Origin of the sequence: Consotaella salsifontis (assembly GCF_900167365.1) — a bacterium.
Lineage (GTDB): Bacteria > Pseudomonadota > Alphaproteobacteria > Rhizobiales > Rhizobiaceae > Consotaella > Consotaella salsifontis.
The window spans coordinates 48,290-63,482 of sequence record NZ_FUXL01000021.1 but is presented as its reverse complement, the minus strand read 5'-3'; the positions used below and the strand labels follow the sequence as shown (position 1 = coordinate 63,482).

18 protein-coding genes are annotated in these 15,193 nt (G+C 63.7%); 14 read left to right on the top strand and 4 right to left on the bottom strand.

The annotated features are described in order from the left end of the window. Positions 1–140: 140 nt before the first annotated feature. The 10 genes from B5D38_RS20400 (at position 141) to B5D38_RS20355 (ending at position 9,457) form a co-directional block, all read left to right on the top strand. The gene (locus tag B5D38_RS20400) at positions 141–506 is read left to right on the top strand and encodes a response regulator (RefSeq protein WP_078708127.1); all 366 of its coding nucleotides are present in this window, start codon (positions 141–143) and stop codon (positions 504–506) included. A 115-nt stretch (positions 507–621) separates the two neighbouring features. Beyond that, the gene (locus B5D38_RS20395) at positions 622–2,913 is read left to right on the top strand and encodes a chemotaxis protein CheA (protein ID WP_078710299.1); all 2,292 of its coding nucleotides are present in this window, start codon (positions 622–624) and stop codon (positions 2,911–2,913) included. Positions 2,914–2,917: 4 nt separating this feature from the next. Continuing rightward, complete coding sequence (locus B5D38_RS20390; RefSeq protein WP_078710298.1) at positions 2,918–3,385, top strand: chemotaxis protein CheW; 468 nt, start codon at positions 2,918–2,920, stop codon at positions 3,383–3,385. 97 nt (positions 3,386–3,482) lie between these two features. Continuing rightward, positions 3,483–4,382 carry a CheR family methyltransferase gene (locus B5D38_RS20385; protein WP_078710297.1) on the top strand — a complete coding sequence of 300 codons (900 nt, stop codon included), beginning with the start codon at positions 3,483–3,485 and terminating at the stop codon, positions 4,380–4,382. Beyond that, positions 4,379–5,401, top strand: coding sequence for a protein-glutamate methylesterase/protein-glutamine glutaminase (locus B5D38_RS20380; protein ID WP_078710296.1), 1,023 nt, complete (start codon positions 4,379–4,381; stop codon positions 5,399–5,401). Before B5D38_RS20385 ends, B5D38_RS20380 begins: the two co-directional genes overlap by 4 nt. A 281-nt stretch (positions 5,402–5,682) precedes the next feature. Continuing rightward, a complete protein-coding gene (locus tag B5D38_RS20375; RefSeq protein WP_078710308.1) occupies positions 5,683–6,072 on the top strand; it encodes a response regulator in 390 nt (129 codons plus the stop codon). Continuing rightward, a complete protein-coding gene (locus tag B5D38_RS20370) occupies positions 6,072–6,617 on the top strand; it encodes a chemotaxis protein CheD (RefSeq protein ID WP_078710295.1) in 546 nt (181 codons plus the stop codon). The genes B5D38_RS20375 and B5D38_RS20370 overlap by 1 nt, the downstream gene beginning before the upstream one ends. Before the next feature lie 330 nt (positions 6,618–6,947). Then, entirely contained in the window at positions 6,948–7,301 is a 354-nt protein-coding gene (locus B5D38_RS20365; protein WP_078710294.1) for a hypothetical protein, read from the top strand. 133 nt (positions 7,302–7,434) lie between these two features. After that, a complete protein-coding gene (locus tag B5D38_RS20360; protein ID WP_078710293.1) occupies positions 7,435–7,926 on the top strand; it encodes a CreA family protein in 492 nt (163 codons plus the stop codon). 280 nt (positions 7,927–8,206) lie between these two features. Next, a complete protein-coding gene (locus B5D38_RS20355; protein WP_078710292.1) occupies positions 8,207–9,457 on the top strand; it encodes a sensor domain-containing phosphodiesterase in 1,251 nt (416 codons plus the stop codon). 14 nt (positions 9,458–9,471) lie between these two features. Here the strand turns inward: B5D38_RS20355 and B5D38_RS20350 are convergent, their stop codons facing one another. Beyond that, positions 9,472–10,638 (bottom strand): amidohydrolase, encoded by a 1,167-nt coding sequence (locus tag B5D38_RS20350; RefSeq protein ID WP_078710291.1) that lies wholly within the window; start codon positions 10,636–10,638, stop codon positions 9,472–9,474. 146 nt (positions 10,639–10,784) lie between these two features. Between B5D38_RS20350 and B5D38_RS20345 the strand changes: the two genes are divergently transcribed. Next, entirely contained in the window at positions 10,785–12,065 is a 1,281-nt protein-coding gene (locus B5D38_RS20345; protein WP_116002875.1) for a D-alanyl-D-alanine carboxypeptidase family protein, read from the top strand. Positions 12,066–12,149: 84 nt separating this feature from the next. Here the strand turns inward: B5D38_RS20345 and B5D38_RS20340 are convergent, their stop codons facing one another. After that, positions 12,150–12,389, bottom strand: coding sequence for a hypothetical protein (locus tag B5D38_RS20340; protein ID WP_078710290.1), 240 nt, complete (start codon positions 12,387–12,389; stop codon positions 12,150–12,152). A 418-nt stretch (positions 12,390–12,807) separates the two neighbouring features. Here B5D38_RS20340 and B5D38_RS20335 point away from each other — a divergent pair, with 418 nt between their 5' ends. Beyond that, positions 12,808–13,329 carry a GNAT family N-acetyltransferase gene (locus B5D38_RS20335; protein ID WP_078710289.1) on the top strand — a complete coding sequence of 174 codons (522 nt, stop codon included), beginning with the start codon at positions 12,808–12,810 and terminating at the stop codon, positions 13,327–13,329. Between the two features lie 91 nt (positions 13,330–13,420). On the opposite strand, the gene B5D38_RS22290 is transcribed toward B5D38_RS20335, so the two are convergent. After that, positions 13,421–13,570: a hypothetical protein gene (locus B5D38_RS22290; RefSeq protein WP_165690930.1), complete on the bottom strand. Its 150-nt coding sequence runs from the start codon at positions 13,568–13,570 to the stop codon at positions 13,421–13,423. 269 nt (positions 13,571–13,839) lie between these two features. On the opposite strand from B5D38_RS22290, the gene ppa reads away from it, so the two are divergent. Continuing rightward, the gene (gene ppa / locus B5D38_RS20330; protein WP_078710288.1) at positions 13,840–14,391 is read left to right on the top strand and encodes an inorganic diphosphatase; all 552 of its coding nucleotides are present in this window, start codon (positions 13,840–13,842) and stop codon (positions 14,389–14,391) included. Positions 14,392–14,542: 151 nt separating this feature from the next. Continuing rightward, entirely contained in the window at positions 14,543–14,689 is a 147-nt protein-coding gene (locus B5D38_RS21915) for a DUF1127 domain-containing protein (protein ID WP_245319424.1), read from the top strand. A gap of 189 nt (positions 14,690–14,878) precedes the next feature. On the opposite strand, the gene B5D38_RS20320 is transcribed toward B5D38_RS21915, so the two are convergent. Continuing rightward, on the bottom strand, positions 14,879–15,190 hold the full coding sequence (locus B5D38_RS20320) for a DUF167 family protein (RefSeq protein WP_078710286.1): 312 nt from the start codon (positions 15,188–15,190) through the stop codon (positions 14,879–14,881). Positions 15,191–15,193: the final 3 nt, after the last annotated feature.

Here is a 15,193-nt window from a genome sequence, read left to right as displayed (position 1 = left end):
CAGGTTCTGCTGTCGGCGGTGGCAACGTGGAAGGCGGACGGGATCGCCCTGTCGTTCGGCGAGCCCTCGCCGGCCTTCGAAGAAGACCTTGGCCACCTCGGCCTTTCGGTCGCAACCCTTATGGACAAAGGTCAGCTGCAGTGACGAAGACGATTTTGACGGTGGACGATTCCCGCACCATGCGCCAGATGCTGCTGCGCGCCCTGCAGGAGGCGGGTTTCAACGTGATCCAGGCCGAGGACGGCGTCCATGGCCTGGAGGTGCTTCAGGGCAACTGGCCCGACGTCATCATCACCGACGTCAACATGCCCCGAATGGACGGCCTCACCTTCATCGAGGAGGTCCGCGCCGACCGCGCCAAGCGCGCCATCCCCATCCTCGTCCTCACCACCGAGAGCGACGCTGAAAAGAAGGCCCGCGCCCGACGCGCCGGCGCCACCGGATGGATCGTCAAGCCTTTCGATCCCGTCAAGCTCGTTACCGCCATCAACCGCGTCGCCGCCTGAGGCGACGGCATCCACCCGGCAGGCCACAGGCAAGCCTGACGAGCGATAGAACTTTAGAGAATCGCCCATCGGCTAGAACGGCGCCACCAAAGATCGAGGGGGATTGGGGAAAACAATGGACGCAATGGAAGAAATCCGCGCGACATTCTTCGAGGAATGCGCGGAGCAGTTGGGCGAGCTCGAAGCCGGTCTCCTCGCCATGGAGAACGACGAGGCCGACGCGGATACGATCAACGCCGTTTTCCGTGCGGTTCACTCGATCAAGGGCGGCGCCGGCGCATTCAATCTCGACGAGCTGGTCCATTTCGCCCACATCTTTGAGACGACGCTGGACGAAGTGCGTTCCGGCAATCTCGCGCCCAGTCTCGACGTGGTGCGCGTTCTGCTGCGCGCCAGCGACGTGCTGGCTGACCTCGTCACCGTCTCGCGCGACGGCGGCTCGTCCGACGGCGAACGCATCAAGACACTTGTCGGCGAACTGAAGGCGCTGGTCGCCCTGGCGCGCGGCGAAGCCGAGCCCGCAGCCGATGCCACCGCCGACGCCGAGGATGACGAGGAAAACAAGATCGTCGCCGAGGGCGCCTATGACGACGGGATGGACGGGCTCGAATTTACCCCCGTCGCCGTCGACCTCGACGATCTCACCATCGAAACCGGAAATCACTTCCGCATCACCTACAAGCCGCGTGCCGATCTCTACGGCAAGGGCAACGACTCGACGCGTCTCCTGCGCGAGTGCCTTGCTCTCGGCACCGGCGTCGTCTCCTGCGAGACGGGCGAGGTGCCTGTTCTTTCCGAGCTCGAGCCCGAAGGCAGCTACCTGTCCTGGACCATCGATCTGAAGACGGAGGCCGAGGAGGACCAGATCCGCGAGATTTTCGATTTCGCGGAATTCGATTGCGACCTGACGATCGAACGTGTCGGCGCAGAAGGTGACGAGGCCGCCATCGAGGCCGAGGACCCGGAGATCGCCGCACTGCTCGCGCGCATGCAGAGCGAGGAGCCAGCGCCGGCACCGGAGCCTGCCCCCTCCGCAGCCGCCGCCGAGCCTGCGAAGGCGAAGGCACCCAAGGAGAAGCCCGCTGAAGCGCCGGCTGCGGCAGCCGCGCCGAAGCCTGCCGCCCATCACGAGCCCAAGAAGCACGCGCCGGCTCCGGCCAAGGCGCCAGCCGCCGACAACAGCGACAAGAGTGGCGGCAACTCGCCCGCCGCCACCATCCGCGTCGATCTCGAACGCGTCGACCGCATGATCGACCTCGTCGGCGAGCTGGTGATCCACCAGGTCATGCTGTCCCAAAGGGTGATGCAGGCGGGCCTGGCGCGCGCCTCGGAGGTCGCGGTCGGTCTCGATGAGCTCGAGCAGCTGACGCGCGAGATCCAGGACAGCGTCATGGCCATCCGTGCGCAGCCCGTGAAGTCGGTGTTCCAGAAGCTGCCGCGCCTGGTTCGCGAGGTTGCCGACATCACCGGCAAATCGGTGAAGCTGGTCACGGAAGGCGAGTGGACCGAAGTGGACAAGACGGTCATCGAACGGCTGTCCGATCCGCTGACCCACATGATCCGCAACGCCATCGACCATGGCATCGAGGTGCCCGAGAAGCGCCTTGCCGCCGGCAAGGGCGAGGAAGGCACCGTGCGCGTCGCGGCCATGCATCGCTCGGGCCGCATCGTTATCGAGATCAGCGACGACGGCGCCGGCATCAATCGCCCGGTGGTCAAGAACATCGCGATCAACAAGGGGCTGATCCCGGCCGAGGCAAACCTCACCGACGACGAGATCGACAACCTCATCTTCATGCCCGGCTTCTCGACCAAGGAAGAGGTATCCGAACTGTCGGGCCGTGGCGTCGGCATGGACGTCGTCAAGCGCTCGATCCAGGCGCTCGGCGGTCGCGTTTCCATCACCTCGCGCCCTGGCGAAGGCTCCATGTTCACCATGAGCCTGCCGCTGACGCTCGCCGTCCTCGACGGCATGATCGTGACCGCGGGCGACCAGACCCTGGTGGTGCCGCTGACGGCGATCATTGAGACGCTTCAGCCCAAGGCCTCGGAAGTGCGCGGCTTCGGCTCCGATCAGCGCCTCATTCAGGTGCGCGAGAGCTTCTTGCCCTTGATCGATGTCGCCTGTCAGCTCGGCTATCGCAGCGACCCCACCGACGCGCTTTCGGGCGTCGCCATCCTGGTCGAGGCGGAAAACGGCACGCGCTCCGCGCTTCTCGTCGACGGCATCCAGGGCCAGCGCCAGGTGGTGATCAAGAGCCTCGAAGCCAATTACGGCCGAGTGCCGGGCGTCGCGGCCGCGACCGTCCTCGGCGACGGCCGCGTGGCCCTGATCCTGGATGTCGACGTGGTGGCGGCGACGTCTCGCTTCGAACAGAACTATTTTGGCCTGCAGGCCGCGGAGTGACCGGATGAGCGAAGAGACCAGAACGGAAAGCGCCGGCATTCAGGAGCTGATCGCATTCTGCATCGGCGAGCAGGAATTCTGCGTCGACATTCAGTCGGTGCGCGAAATCCGCGGCTATGCGGCGGCGACCCCCCTGCCCCATGCTCCCTCCTTCGTCACCGGCGTCATCAATCTTCGAGGCACGGTGCTGCCGATCGTCGACCTGGCCTCGCGCCTCGGCTTCGGCTCCATTGACCCGACGGCCCGCTCCGTCATCATCGTGGTGCGTGTCGGTCAGCAGATGGTCGGCCTCCTGGTCGACGCCGTGTCCGACATTCTGACGGTTACGGAAGACCTCCTCCAGCCGACGCCGGATCTCGCTTCCGATCTTGCCCGCACCTTCGTGCGTGGCGTGATGGCGGTGGAGGGACGAATGATCTCCCTGATCGCGGTCGACAACATCCTGCCGCAGAAGATGGACTATGCGGCCTGACGGCAGCCGGATCGCGCGGCAAGGCGGACGGTGCGGCATCCGAGTTCGTGCGCTCCACGAGCATCGTTGATCGGTTTCGGTGTATCGAAAGATTTCCATGTCAAATCCGCAGCGCGACAAACGGCAGGGCGAGATTCAGGGCAACTCCGGCGAGTTCCTGATGACGGAAGCCGATTTCACCACGATCGCCCGCCTCCTTTACGAGGATGCCGGCATTGCGCTTTCGCCCTCGAAGACCACCCTGGTCTATTCGCGCCTGGCCAAACGGCTGCGCGCGCTGGGCCTGGCCAGCTTCAAGGACTATTGCGAATACGTCGCCGGGTCGCAGGGCGCCAGCGAGCGCATGACCATGCTGGCCGCGCTCACCACCAACGTCACCCACTTCTTCCGCGAAAATCACCATTTCGAGCACCTGAAGACCCAGCTCCTGCCGCCGCTGCTTGCGGGCGTGAAGCGGGGTGGCAAGGTGCGCATCTGGTCGGCGGGCTGTTCCAACGGCCACGAACCCTATTCCATCGCCATGACGATTCTGTCGTTGATGCCGGATGCCGCCGACTACGACGTCAAGGTGCTTGCCTCCGACATCGATCCCAATGTCGTCGCCTTCGGGCGGGCTGGCGTCTATGACGCGCAGACCCTTGAGGCAGTGCCGGCCGAGCTTCGGCGGCGCTGGTTCTCGCCGGTGCGCGACGCCGCCAACGGCATGTCGTTCGAGGTTTCGGAGGAGATGCGCGAGATCGTTTCCTTCCGCGAGCTGAACCTGATCGGCGACTGGCCCATGCGCGGCAAGTTCAACGCCATCTTCTGCCGCAACGTCACCATCTACTTCGACCAGCCGACGCGCGAGCGCATCTGGGCCCGGTTCTGCGATTATCTCGAGCCCGAGGGCTGGTTCTACATGGGCCATTCCGAGAGGCTGACGGGACCGGCGGCGCAGCAGCTGACCTACGCCGGCACAACAGCCTATCGGCGCGGAGGTGGTGGGGCAGGCCGATGAATCCGGTCAGGGTCCTCGTCGTCGACGATTCCGCGACCATGCGGGCTCTCTTGAAGCGATCCTTGTCGACCACTCCCGACATCGAGGTGATCGGGGAGGCCGGCGATCCCTATGACGCCCGCCAAAAGATGAAGATGCTCGATCCCGACGTCGTCACCCTCGATGTCGAGATGCCCAATATGAGCGGGCTCGAGTTTCTCGAAAAGATCATGCGCTTGCGGCCGACACCGGTGATCATGGTTTCGAACCAGACGGGACCGGGCGCGGCGGCGACCGTGGCGGCGCTGGAGATCGGCGCTTTCGATTGCATCCCCAAGCCAAGCGGCCTGGCGGGCAACACCTTCGACGGCCTGCCCGCCCTCATCCGCGAGGCGGCCAAGGCCAAGCCCATCATGGTGGCTCGGCGCCGGCCGCCGACAGGCGCCCCGGCAGCTCCGGTCGAGGTGGCGAGCCGCCATACCGACTGGCCTGAACTCATCGGCATCGGCTCGTCGACGGGCGGCGTCGAAGCCCTCATCACCGTGCTTGCGGATTTTCCCGAGGATTGTCCGCCGACGATGATCGTCCAGCATCTGCCGGCATCCTTCACCGGGTCGTTCTCGCAACGTCTCGACCGGCTCTGCCGTGCGCGCGTGAAGGAAGCGGTCGATGGCGATCCCATCTCCCAGGGCCACATCTATCTGGCGCCGGGTGGCTGGCATCTGACCCTGAAAAAGGCGGGCGGCCTGCGCTGCGCGCTGTCCAAGGAGGATCCTGTCCAGGGCCATCGGCCTTCGGTGGACGTTCTGTTTTCCTCGATCGCGCGCAATTTTCAGGGCCGCGCGACCGGCGTCATCCTCACTGGCATGGGCCGCGACGGCGCCGCCGGTCTGTTGGAGATGCGCAAGAAGGGCGCGCACACCTTTGGTCAGAACGAGGCAACCTCGCTCGTCTATGGCATGCCCCGTGTCGCATTTGAAATCGGTGCAGTAGAACGCCAGGTTCCTCTCGGTAAGGTTGCCAGATCAATTTTCGAGTGACGCGACGAGCGCTGATTTTAGTTCGCTTTACTTGTTTTATATGAATACCACCGTGTTCCACCGAGTAAAAAACGCGAGATCGGCCGACAAATGCAAACGGAAGTGGCGGTTCCTTAACCCGCTCCATGCGAACAAGAAGCTGGATATTGCCCACGCAACGGACCGGGCGAGGTGCAGTCCCGACTGAAGGCGGGAGAGAGCGGGCCGAGAGGCCTGAGATGATGAAGCTGGCATTGCAGGCGCCGCGACAAACGCAAGCGGGGCACTGAAGGACGAGGATGATGGATTTCAAGTCCCACTTGAAAGTGATGATCGTGGACGATCAGCGCACCAGCCGGATGCTGATCCGCGACGCGCTGCAGCAGATCGGCATCGAGAACGTCATCTTCGCGGTCGACGGCGAGGAGGCATTGAAGACGATGATGACGACCCCTTGCCACATCATCATCTCCGACTTCAACATGCCCAAGCTTGACGGCCTTCAGCTCCTCAAGGCCATCCGTTCCTACGGGCCGACCAAGAAGGTCCCCTTCATCATACTGACAGGAAAGGGCGACAAGAACCTCGTCCAGAAGGCCGCCGCCCTCGGCGTCAACAACTTCCTCGTCAAGCCGATTTCCGTCCCAGTCCTCCAGAAGACCATGGAAGCCGTGGTCGGAAAGCTGCAGTGATGAACGTCCAAGTTGCCCGTAGGCGCATCACTATCATCCAGGGCGAATGGAAGGTCGAGAAGGGCGAGGACGTCTGCCTGACCACGCTGCTGGGCTCATGTGTTGCCGCCTGTATCCGCGACCCCGGAGCCGGAATCGGGGGCATGAACCACTTCCTCCTGCCGGGCTCGGGCGAGGGCTCCAGCAATTCGCGGGCGCAAAGCTACGGGCTCTACCTGATGGAGCTGTTGATCAACGGCCTTCTCAAGAAGGGCGCCCGGCGCAACGCGCTCGAAGCCAAGATCTTCGGCGGCGCGCGCACCGTCGACGGCCTGTCGGATGTCGGAGCCAAGAACGCGGCCTTCGCCAAGGAATTTCTCGCCAACGAGGGCATTCCGGTGGTCGGCGGCGACCTGGGCGGCGATCGCGGCAGGCGCATCGAGTACTGGCCGGCAAGCGGCCGCGCGCGTCAGATCCTGCTCGATCGCACGGCCATGCCCAAAGTCCTGCCCGTGGCCAAGAAGCCGATCGTGGAAGACACCAGCGGCGATCTCGAGCTGTTCTAAGGCCACTTCCTCGGCCTACCCTATTCGAAGGGGCTATTCCTCCGCCCGAGGCATGGCCCCTTCGCACATCGGCTTCAGGCCGGCAATCGCGCGGATGGCGCCACCCGCAGCACTTCCACTCGGAGAGCGCGACAAGCGGACGCACGAGCCTTCGCGGGAACAGCTTGAATGGCTGACTTTCCGCCCGCATCACGGCTGTGTCGAGCACGCCGCACCGATGGAGAAGGATGGCGCAGCCTTCCAATCTTGAGATTTGGGTAATGCGTCCAGGCGTATTTTCAGCACCAAGGCCGATACGGCCGGCCGAGACGAAAAAGCCAGGAACGATCGATGACCACAACGCCGCTCTCTGATCTGGTTGCAAGACTTGCCGATGAGCTGAAAGTCCTGTCGAAGGTCACCGAAGACATGCACCAGATCGTCTGCGACGACTGCGCGCGCGAGCATCTCCACAACCAGGATTTCGTTCGAGCGGTCCAGAGCATCGATCACACGACGCAGATCCTCGACAATCTGTCGGAGTTTCTCGGCCTTGTGGCCAAGGATACGCCGGAGGACTGGAGCCTCGACGTCGGCCACGCCCTGGACACCGTGCGTCTCGCCGCCTTGAAGAGCCGTCTCGCGCCCAACCACGCCCTGGTCGTCTGGGAAAAGGACGAGTCGGGCGACGTCGACCTTTTCTGAGTTTCGGCCCGCCCCCGACACCGCGGAGGCCGCCACCAGCGCGAACCCGGCTCCTTCGCAACGCCTTGAACTTGACCGAAGGCACGGCCCTCACCACCTCGTGAACAGTTTCGTTCATGAAAGGCCGCCTGCCATGCGCCGCACCCTCCTCGCCCTTGCCGGACTTCTCGTCGGCTCCGCTTTCGCCCTGCCGGCCCTTGCCGAGGAGGTTGGCGACGTCTCCACGGACTGGCTGGGCAACGATATCAAGGTCGACGCCATTCACGACCCGAAGGTCGAGGGCGTCACGTGCCACGTCACCTATTTCGAGCGCGGTTTCATCGATCGCCTTCAGCAGGGCAACTGGTTCGAAGACCCGTCCAACTCTTCCATCGCCTGCCGCCAGACCGGGCCGATCAAGATCGGCGATATCGATCTCGACGAGGACGGCGAGGAGATCTTTTCCGAGCGCCGATCGCTGATCTTCAAGAGCCTCGTCGTCAACCGCATCTACGACAAGGCGAACGACACGCTCATCTATCTGGCGCATTCCCGCCAGGTCCAGAAGGGCAGCGCCAAGATGTCTATCTCAGCCGTGCCTCTGTTTAATGCCAACGCCACCTGGGAGAATGGCAAGCCGCGTTAAGCAGCGCGGAGGCAAGCGCGCCCTGGGCGGAGCGGCGGCGCCCTCTGCCTCAGGGCGGGCAGCGTCGTCGAAGCGGTGCCACCGAGATGAAGACAGTTATATTACAAATTGATCTTGCTAAGATTGAACTGCGGTCTCATCTGAAATTCGGCAAGCCAAATTTTCGCCTCGACTAAGTGAATATTCGCTGCCGCTCCTTCGATTGCTCAGCATAATTTACCTGTTGAAAACAGTGCTCCATTAGTGTGCCGGTGTTGCCGTCGAAGAAACGGAGCGTCGTATGGCCTCGGTGAGTCAGCCTCAGCCTCGGACACAGGAAGACGCAAGTCTCGTCGGCCTGATCGCGACACACGCCGGGACGCCCTCCTATGTCGATCAGGCCCTGCGTGCCGTGCGGGCGCATCTGGGAATGGACGTCGCCTTCATCTCCGAGTTCATCGACAACGAGCGCATCTTTCGGCATGTCGACTCAGCGACCTCCCGAACACCCATCCACGCTGGCGACAAGCTCTCCCTCGACGAGGGCTACTGCAAGAAGATCGTGGAAGGGCTAATCCCCTCGCTGATCCCCGACACGTCTCAGCTTCCCCAGGCGCTCGCCATCGCCGCCACCCACGCCATCCCCATCGGCGCCCATCTCTCCGTTCCCCTGATCCTCCAGGATGGCCGCCTCTTCGGCACCTTCTGCTGCTTCAGCTTCGCCGCCGATCCCTCGCTCAACGAGCGCGACCTCCACTTCATGCGCGTTTTCGCCGAGCTCGTCGCCCATCAGCTCGATCGGGAGCTGAACGCCCTCAGGCGAACGGAGGAGAGCCGGCGCAACATACAGGCGCTCCTTGAGGAGAAGCAGCCATCCATCGTCTTCCAGCCGGTTGTCACCTTCCCTGATTTGAGGATCCGGGGTGCGGAGGCGCTTTCGCGCTTCCACACGACGCCGCCGAGATCGCCTGATCGCTGGTTCGGCGAGGCACGAGACGTTGGGTTGCGCGTCGAACTGGAAGTGCAGGCGATCCGTAACGCGTTCGACGCCTTCGCGCCGGTCTGGGCTCGTCGCCCGCTGCACCTCGCCTTAAACGCCTCGCCGCAGACGATCATTGAGGGCAATCTCCCGGCCCTCTTCGCAAGCGTGCCGCAACACCGCCTGATCCTCGAGATCACCGAGCATGAGCACGTGGAAGATTACGACAGGCTGCGGGCGGCCCTTGAGCCGCTCAGACGGCACGGAGTGAAGGTCGCGATCGACGACGCCGGGTCGGGCTACGCCTCAATGCGGCACATTCTCAATATTGTTCCCGACTTCATCAAGCTCGACGTCAGCCTGACCCGCTCCATCGATCGCGACCAGATGCGCCAGGCGCTTGCGAGCGCCCTTATTGCGTTTGGCAGCCAGACCGGCAGCGAGATCATCGCCGAGGGGGTGGAAACGAAGGCCGAACTCCAGACGCTCTCTTCTCTGGGCGTGCCAGCGGGACAAGGCTATTTCATGCATCGGCCGATGCCGGCGGCCGATCTCCTCTCCTGCCTCGGCTGAAGGCGGCGATCACCTTATTCAGCAGCAAGCACTATTTCGGCGAGCCTCGTCCAATAGGACGCGCCAAAGGAAATCGCCTCGTCGGAAAATTCGTAGCGCGGGTGATGCAGGCCGGCGCTCGGTCCGTTGCCGACGAAGATGAAGGCGCCGGGCCGGGCCTCCAGCATGTAGGAAAAGTCCTCTCCCACCATCAGCGGCGCCATGGCGGTGTCGACGCCCGCCGCGCCCACGACGTCCATGGCCGCACGGATGCACAGATCCACCTCCGCGTCGTGATTGCGCGTCACCGGATAATTGCGGTCGTAGGCGACGGTCGCGACCGCGCCATGGGCTGTGGCGGTGCCTGCCGCGATCTCGCCGATCCTGCGCTCGGCGAGATCGCGCATTTCGGACGTGAGAGAGCGCACGGTGCCTGAGATTGTGGCGCTCTCGGCGATGATGTTGTGGGTTTCGCCGGCGTGGATCTGCGTGATGGAGAGAACCAGCGGCTGAAGCGGATCGGCATTGCGCGCGACGATCAGCTGAAGCCCCTGGACGATCTGGATAGCGACGGCCACAGGGTCCACCGTGCGGTGTGGCATGGCGGCGTGCCCGCCGCGTCCTTTCACCGTGATCGCGAATTCGTCGGTCGAGGCCATGGTCGCGCCATGACGAATGGCGAAGCGGCCGACATCGAGCCCCGGCAGGTTGTGCATGCCGAAGACCTGGCTGATGGAAAATCGCTCCATCAGCCCATCCTCCACCATCGTCTTACCACCGGCTCCCCCCTCTTCGGCGGGCTGGAAGATGACGGCAACGCGACCGCGAAAGCGCCGCGTCGCGGCAAGGGCCCGCGCCGCGCCGAGGAGCATCGCCATGTGACCGTCGTGCCCGCAGGCATGCATTCGGCCGGGTATGAGCGAGGCGTGCGCAAGCCCAGTCTCCTCGACGATGGGAAGGGCATCCATGTCGGCCCTGAGGCCGATCGTGGGCCCCTCGCCCAGCGTTCCGGCGATGACACCGACGACCCCGGTTCGCCCGATGCCGGTCACGACTTCGTCACAGCCGAAATCGGCGAGGCGCTCGGCAATGAAGGCGGCCGTCTCCTCGACGGCGTAGCCGAGTTCCGGGCGCGAATGGAGATGCCGGCGCCAGCGGGCGACTTCGGGAAGGTGACTGGCGATGAGCTCTGGGATCAGCATGGCGAAACCTGAACGAATGCGGACAAATCGGTATCGGCTCTTTGACGGCCAAGCGGAAGAGGGTATCTTGCCATGAGCCGGCCACAAGCCGCGAATAGGGGGCTCCGGCAACGGCCATTTTTCAACCATTAGGTGATTCTGTGACGATGAGCGCGCTGCGACCCTCGTGCCTGCCGGCGGTTTCCTGCGTTTTGACACTGTTTCTTTCGGCTCTGGCGGCTCCGGCGCACGCCGAGGTTTCGATCGCCGTCGATGCGGCCACCGGCAAGGTGCTGGAGGAAAAGGATGCCAGCGCCCATTGGTATCCGGCATCGACGACCAAGCTGATGACCGCCTATGTGACGCTGCGGGCGCTCAAGGAAGGCAGGGTCGCGCTCGACACGCCGGTCGTGATGACCCACCGGGCGGCCACCGAGGCGCCCTCCAAGATGGGCTTCGAGCCGGGCTCCGTCATGCGCCTCGACATGGCGCTGCGCATGATGCTGGTGAAATCGGCCAACGACGTCGCCTATGCCATCGGCCAGACCATCGGCGGCGGTTCCATGGAGGAGTTCGTCGCCATGATGAATTCGCAGGCCGACCGCCTCGGCATGCGCGATTCCAACTTCGTCAATCCGAACGGCCTTCCCGAGGCCGGCCAATATTCCAGCGCCCGCGACCTCGCCCTTCTGGCGATGACGATCCGCCGCGAATTCCCCGATTACCAGGATTATTTCGGTACGGAGGCCATCTCCTTCGGCGGCAAGGTGATGAAGAACGGCAACAAGCTGCTCGGCCGCTTCGAGGGCGCCGACGGCATGAAGACCGGGTACATCTGCGCCTCAGGCTTCAACCTCGTGTCCTCGGCAACGCGCGACGGGCGGACGATCATCGCCGTGGTGCTGGGCGCCTCGGGTCCGATCGTGCGCGAGCGCAAGAGCGCCGAGATCCTCGCCAAGGCGTTCGAGACCGATCCCGCCACGGTGACGCGAACGCTCAACGACATTCCGCCCACCATCGGCGACGCCGCCGACATCAGCCAGGAGATTTGCTCGTCCAAGGGTCGCACGGAGAGGGCCAACGAACGCGAGGCCGAGGCCGACCGCGACGAACCCTTCGGCTCCCCTTACATGCACGACATGGCGCGCCCCGCGCAGGCGTTTCCCGTGGCGCTGGGCGGCGCGGCGGGAACCGATAAGATTGAGCCCGGCGTCTCACTGATCGCGGCCTACGGCATCCCCGTTCCCCGTCAGCGGCCCTTCCGTCCCGAGGACCTCATCGCGACGCCACCGTCCTTCCCTGGCCAGCAAGCAGCGCCCGCAGCCGTTGCCAGCGCCGAGGCAGCCACGGCAGGCAAGCGCATGGGCACCAGCGACGCCCGGGCGAACGCGCGCCTGCCAAAGAGCGATGTTCCGATTCCGCGCTTTGCGCAGCGGGCCGCCGACTGATCCTCGCGATCCGACCGCCTTTCTTGCGACCTTCAAGGGCCGCATGGTGCCGTCGCGCATCGTGCGGCCCTATTGCATCTGTCGTTAGCCGACTTCCTTTTCGCGCACGACCATTGCCATGAGGCTCGCCGGAGCGCCGCCTCGTTGCGGAAAGGCGATGTTGATCCTGGCGTGCAGCGCGGCCTCCGTCAGGTAACGCTCGACATACTCCACCGGCTCACCCGTCTCTACCGCGATCCTTTCGGCCTCCTGCTCGACTTGAAGAAGCCCACGCGATTCAATGACTCGCGCGACTGCGGCGCGGACCTGATCATCCACGGTCATGGATACCTCATTTCCCCTCCCCGGGCGCTTCGGCCACGGGCGATGCTTGCCGGGAGAGATGATCCCTGAAGGTGGCTAACGCAAGGAGATGAAATGGCCGCGACGCGAAATTCCGTTGTCGCCCAACGGCGCATCGCCGCATTTCCCGCAAGACCCGAATCGCTTCGCCGCGCTCGCGGGAAGGCCACCGCAGCCTATTGTTTGAATTGATCTTTTCAAGAAATCGCGACAAGCAAGTCGCAGCTGCTCGTCCAGCGCGGGCGCTCGGAATGGTTATGAAACGGTGGAAAACCGCCCCCCGCGCCGATCGGCGGTTGCGCAGATTCGCCGCATGGGCGACACACGATCCGACGATTGCGGCGCACCAATTTTTCGTGATGGGCAAGGATCGGTTTTGCGCATTCAGGGTTAATGGAAGATGAAGACGACCGTCGCCGACATCCGCCTTGCCGAACCTGAAGATGCGTCAGATCTTGCCGCGGTTCACGATGCGGCGTGGCGCAATGCCTACTCCGGGATCATCCCCAACAGAACGTTGAACGCGATGGTGGCGCGCCGGGGCTCGTCCTGGTGGAGCCGGGCGCTGAAGCGCGGCGCGGCGATCCTGGTTCTCGATTTCGACGGGACCGTTGCCGGCTACGCCACGCTCGGCCGCAACCGCGCCGAGGCGCTGCCCGTAGAGGGGGAGATCTACGAGCTGTATCTTCAACCGGAATTTCAGGGGATAGGATTTGGTCGGCGCCTCTTCGGCGCGGCGCGCCAGTTTCTCGCCCAGCGCGGCTTTCATGGCCTGGCGGTTTGGTCGCTAACGGAAAACGACCGGGCCATGGCCTTCTACTCGTCGCTCGGCGGCTACGATATCGCCGAGGGCGAGGAGCGTTTCGAAGATCGGAAGATGCGCAAGATCGCCTTCATCTGGCCGGAAACCGATCGGGCCTAACAGGCGGGGAAAGAAGCGTCAGATCCGATAGAGTATCTCTGACGCGATGCCGAGGATCAAAAAGAAGGCCGGGAGATCGACTCCCCAGGCCTTATTTCCAAGCCTGGAAACGCGAAGGATCGATGCCGAGTTCGCGAAGGTCGCGGGCATCCGGGTTGCGGCGGCACTCGATATCGCTGCTGACGCGGCGCGCGGCACCGAGGATGCGGCCGAAGCTGGCGATGCGGCTCATGGCACTCATGGAACTGATCCTTCTTGAAGCGGTGAACTTTCGCTGGAGAAGGTGGTTCTTTTGGTTGCATCGAGCAATACTTCAGGATGCAAGGCAGCCGTCGCGCTGGAGCATGGCATAGCTGCCCAGCGTTGCGACACCCTCAATCATGAAAGACTACGTCCAGATTGCGTCCTGCCGGCCTCTTGGCTAGAGCATCGGGCGGTCAATGCGGTTTTGTACCGTCCGATGCCTTTATTCTGGCCCGGATCATCCGATTCAATCGAAAGGGTTTCCTCATGCGTATCGATGCCATCCAGCGCGGAAAGAACCCGCCTGACGACGTCAACGTGATCATCGAGGTGCCGATCGGCGGACAGCCGATCAAGTACGAGTTGGACAAGGAGGCCGGCGCCCTGGTCGTCGACCGCTTCATCTATACACCCATGTCCTATCCGGGAAATTACGGCTTCGTGCCGCACACGCTGTCCGACGACGGCGACCCCGTGGACGTGCTGGTATGCAATCACCGCGCACTCTTTCCGGGCTGCGTCATCAACTGTCGCCCGATCGGTGTTCTCGTCATGGAGGACAACAGCGGCCAGGACGAGAAGATCATCGCGGTCCCCTCGCCCCACCTGACGCCGCGCTTTTCCGAGATTTACGAATACAAGGATCTCGCGCCGATCTCGCTGCAGCAGATCGAACACTTCTTCGAGCACTACAAGGATCTGGAACCCGGCAAATGGGTGAAGATCGGCGACTGGGGCGATGCCGCCACGGCCAAGCGCTACATCCGCGAGGCCATCGCTCGCTGGGAACGCCACCAGGGCGAGAAGAAACAGGGTTGAGGACTCACGAGAGCACGCGCAAAAAGAGCAGAACAAACGCAGTGGTTGCGTCATAACGTCGCGAACTAGCGTTTCTGCCGCTTCCTGCGTCAGATGGTGCCTTTATTTTAACCAGAATGCCTCATACATGGGCGCCAGAGAGAACTTTCTGGTGCCCACGATCATGCTCAACTTCATCATGCAGCGCATTCGCGCATACCGCCTCCACCGCCGAACGCTGGAGATCCTTCGTCACCTCGAAGATTGGGAACTGACCGACATCGGCGTTCATCGCGGCGATATCGGCCGCACGATCTGACGCTCTTTCAGGGGGCATCACGCGGCGTCTCCGGCCACACTGGGCCGGGAATGCGCATCCGGCCCTTCGGCGCGAGCATTGAAGACCGACGCTGATCACGCACGCTCGGCGTCGGTCTTTTCGTTTCCAGTGCATAAAGCAGCATGGGAAACCGCTCGCCGGCAAGCGCGGCAGCTCGACCACGCAGTCCTAGGCCGAAAAGCGTTCGAGCGTTGCGCCGATCGTGTCAGGGTCGCCCTCGAGGCTGACCGTCTTCAGCCGCGCCGTCTGGCCGCCGACCACCGTCACCGCCGAACGCGGCAGGTTCAGGGCCTTGGCGAGCAGCGCCTCGAGCGCGGCGTTTGCCTTCCCCTTTTCGGGAACGGCGCGAACCCGCGCCTTGAGGAAGACCTTCCCCTCCGCATCGGTCCCGATACCGTCGATGGCGTCGCTCGCGGCCTTGGGGGTTAGGCGAACGCGCAGCGTCACGCCCGTCCCGCTCACCGCGAAGAACGCCGCCATAGC

What these genes read in the sequence shown, in the direction of transcription:
- B5D38_RS20360 (WP_078710293.1), top strand. Translation starts at nt 7,435, where the DNA reads ATGCGCCGCACCCTCCTCGCCCTTGCCGGACTTCTCGTCGGCTCCGCT.
- B5D38_RS20375 (WP_078710308.1), top strand. Translation starts at nt 5,683, where the DNA reads ATGGATTTCAAGTCCCACTTGAAAGTGATGATCGTGGACGATCAGCGC.
- B5D38_RS22290 (WP_165690930.1), bottom strand. Translation starts at nt 13,570, where the DNA reads ATGAGTGCCATGAGCCGCATCGCCAGCTTCGGCCGCATCCTCGGTGCC.
- B5D38_RS20385 (WP_078710297.1), top strand. Translation starts at nt 3,483, where the DNA reads ATGTCAAATCCGCAGCGCGACAAACGGCAGGGCGAGATTCAGGGCAAC.
- B5D38_RS20340 (WP_078710290.1), bottom strand. Translation starts at nt 12,389, where the DNA reads ATGACCGTGGATGATCAGGTCCGCGCCGCAGTCGCGCGAGTCATTGAA.
- ppa (WP_078710288.1), top strand. Translation starts at nt 13,840, where the DNA reads ATGCGTATCGATGCCATCCAGCGCGGAAAGAACCCGCCTGACGACGTC.
- B5D38_RS20365 (WP_078710294.1), top strand. Translation starts at nt 6,948, where the DNA reads ATGACCACAACGCCGCTCTCTGATCTGGTTGCAAGACTTGCCGATGAG.
- B5D38_RS20335 (WP_078710289.1), top strand. Translation starts at nt 12,808, where the DNA reads ATGAAGACGACCGTCGCCGACATCCGCCTTGCCGAACCTGAAGATGCG.
- B5D38_RS20390 (WP_078710298.1), top strand. Translation starts at nt 2,918, where the DNA reads ATGAGCGAAGAGACCAGAACGGAAAGCGCCGGCATTCAGGAGCTGATC.
- B5D38_RS20320 (WP_078710286.1), bottom strand. Translation starts at nt 15,190, where the DNA reads ATGGCGGCGTTCTTCGCGGTGAGCGGGACGGGCGTGACGCTGCGCGTT.
- B5D38_RS20345 (WP_116002875.1), top strand. Translation starts at nt 10,785, where the DNA reads ATGAGCGCGCTGCGACCCTCGTGCCTGCCGGCGGTTTCCTGCGTTTTG.
- B5D38_RS20355 (WP_078710292.1), top strand. Translation starts at nt 8,207, where the DNA reads ATGGCCTCGGTGAGTCAGCCTCAGCCTCGGACACAGGAAGACGCAAGT.
- B5D38_RS20350 (WP_078710291.1), bottom strand. Translation starts at nt 10,638, where the DNA reads ATGCTGATCCCAGAGCTCATCGCCAGTCACCTTCCCGAAGTCGCCCGC.
- B5D38_RS20380 (WP_078710296.1), top strand. Translation starts at nt 4,379, where the DNA reads ATGAATCCGGTCAGGGTCCTCGTCGTCGACGATTCCGCGACCATGCGG.
- B5D38_RS20395 (WP_078710299.1), top strand. Translation starts at nt 622, where the DNA reads ATGGACGCAATGGAAGAAATCCGCGCGACATTCTTCGAGGAATGCGCG.
- B5D38_RS20370 (WP_078710295.1), top strand. Translation starts at nt 6,072, where the DNA reads ATGAACGTCCAAGTTGCCCGTAGGCGCATCACTATCATCCAGGGCGAA.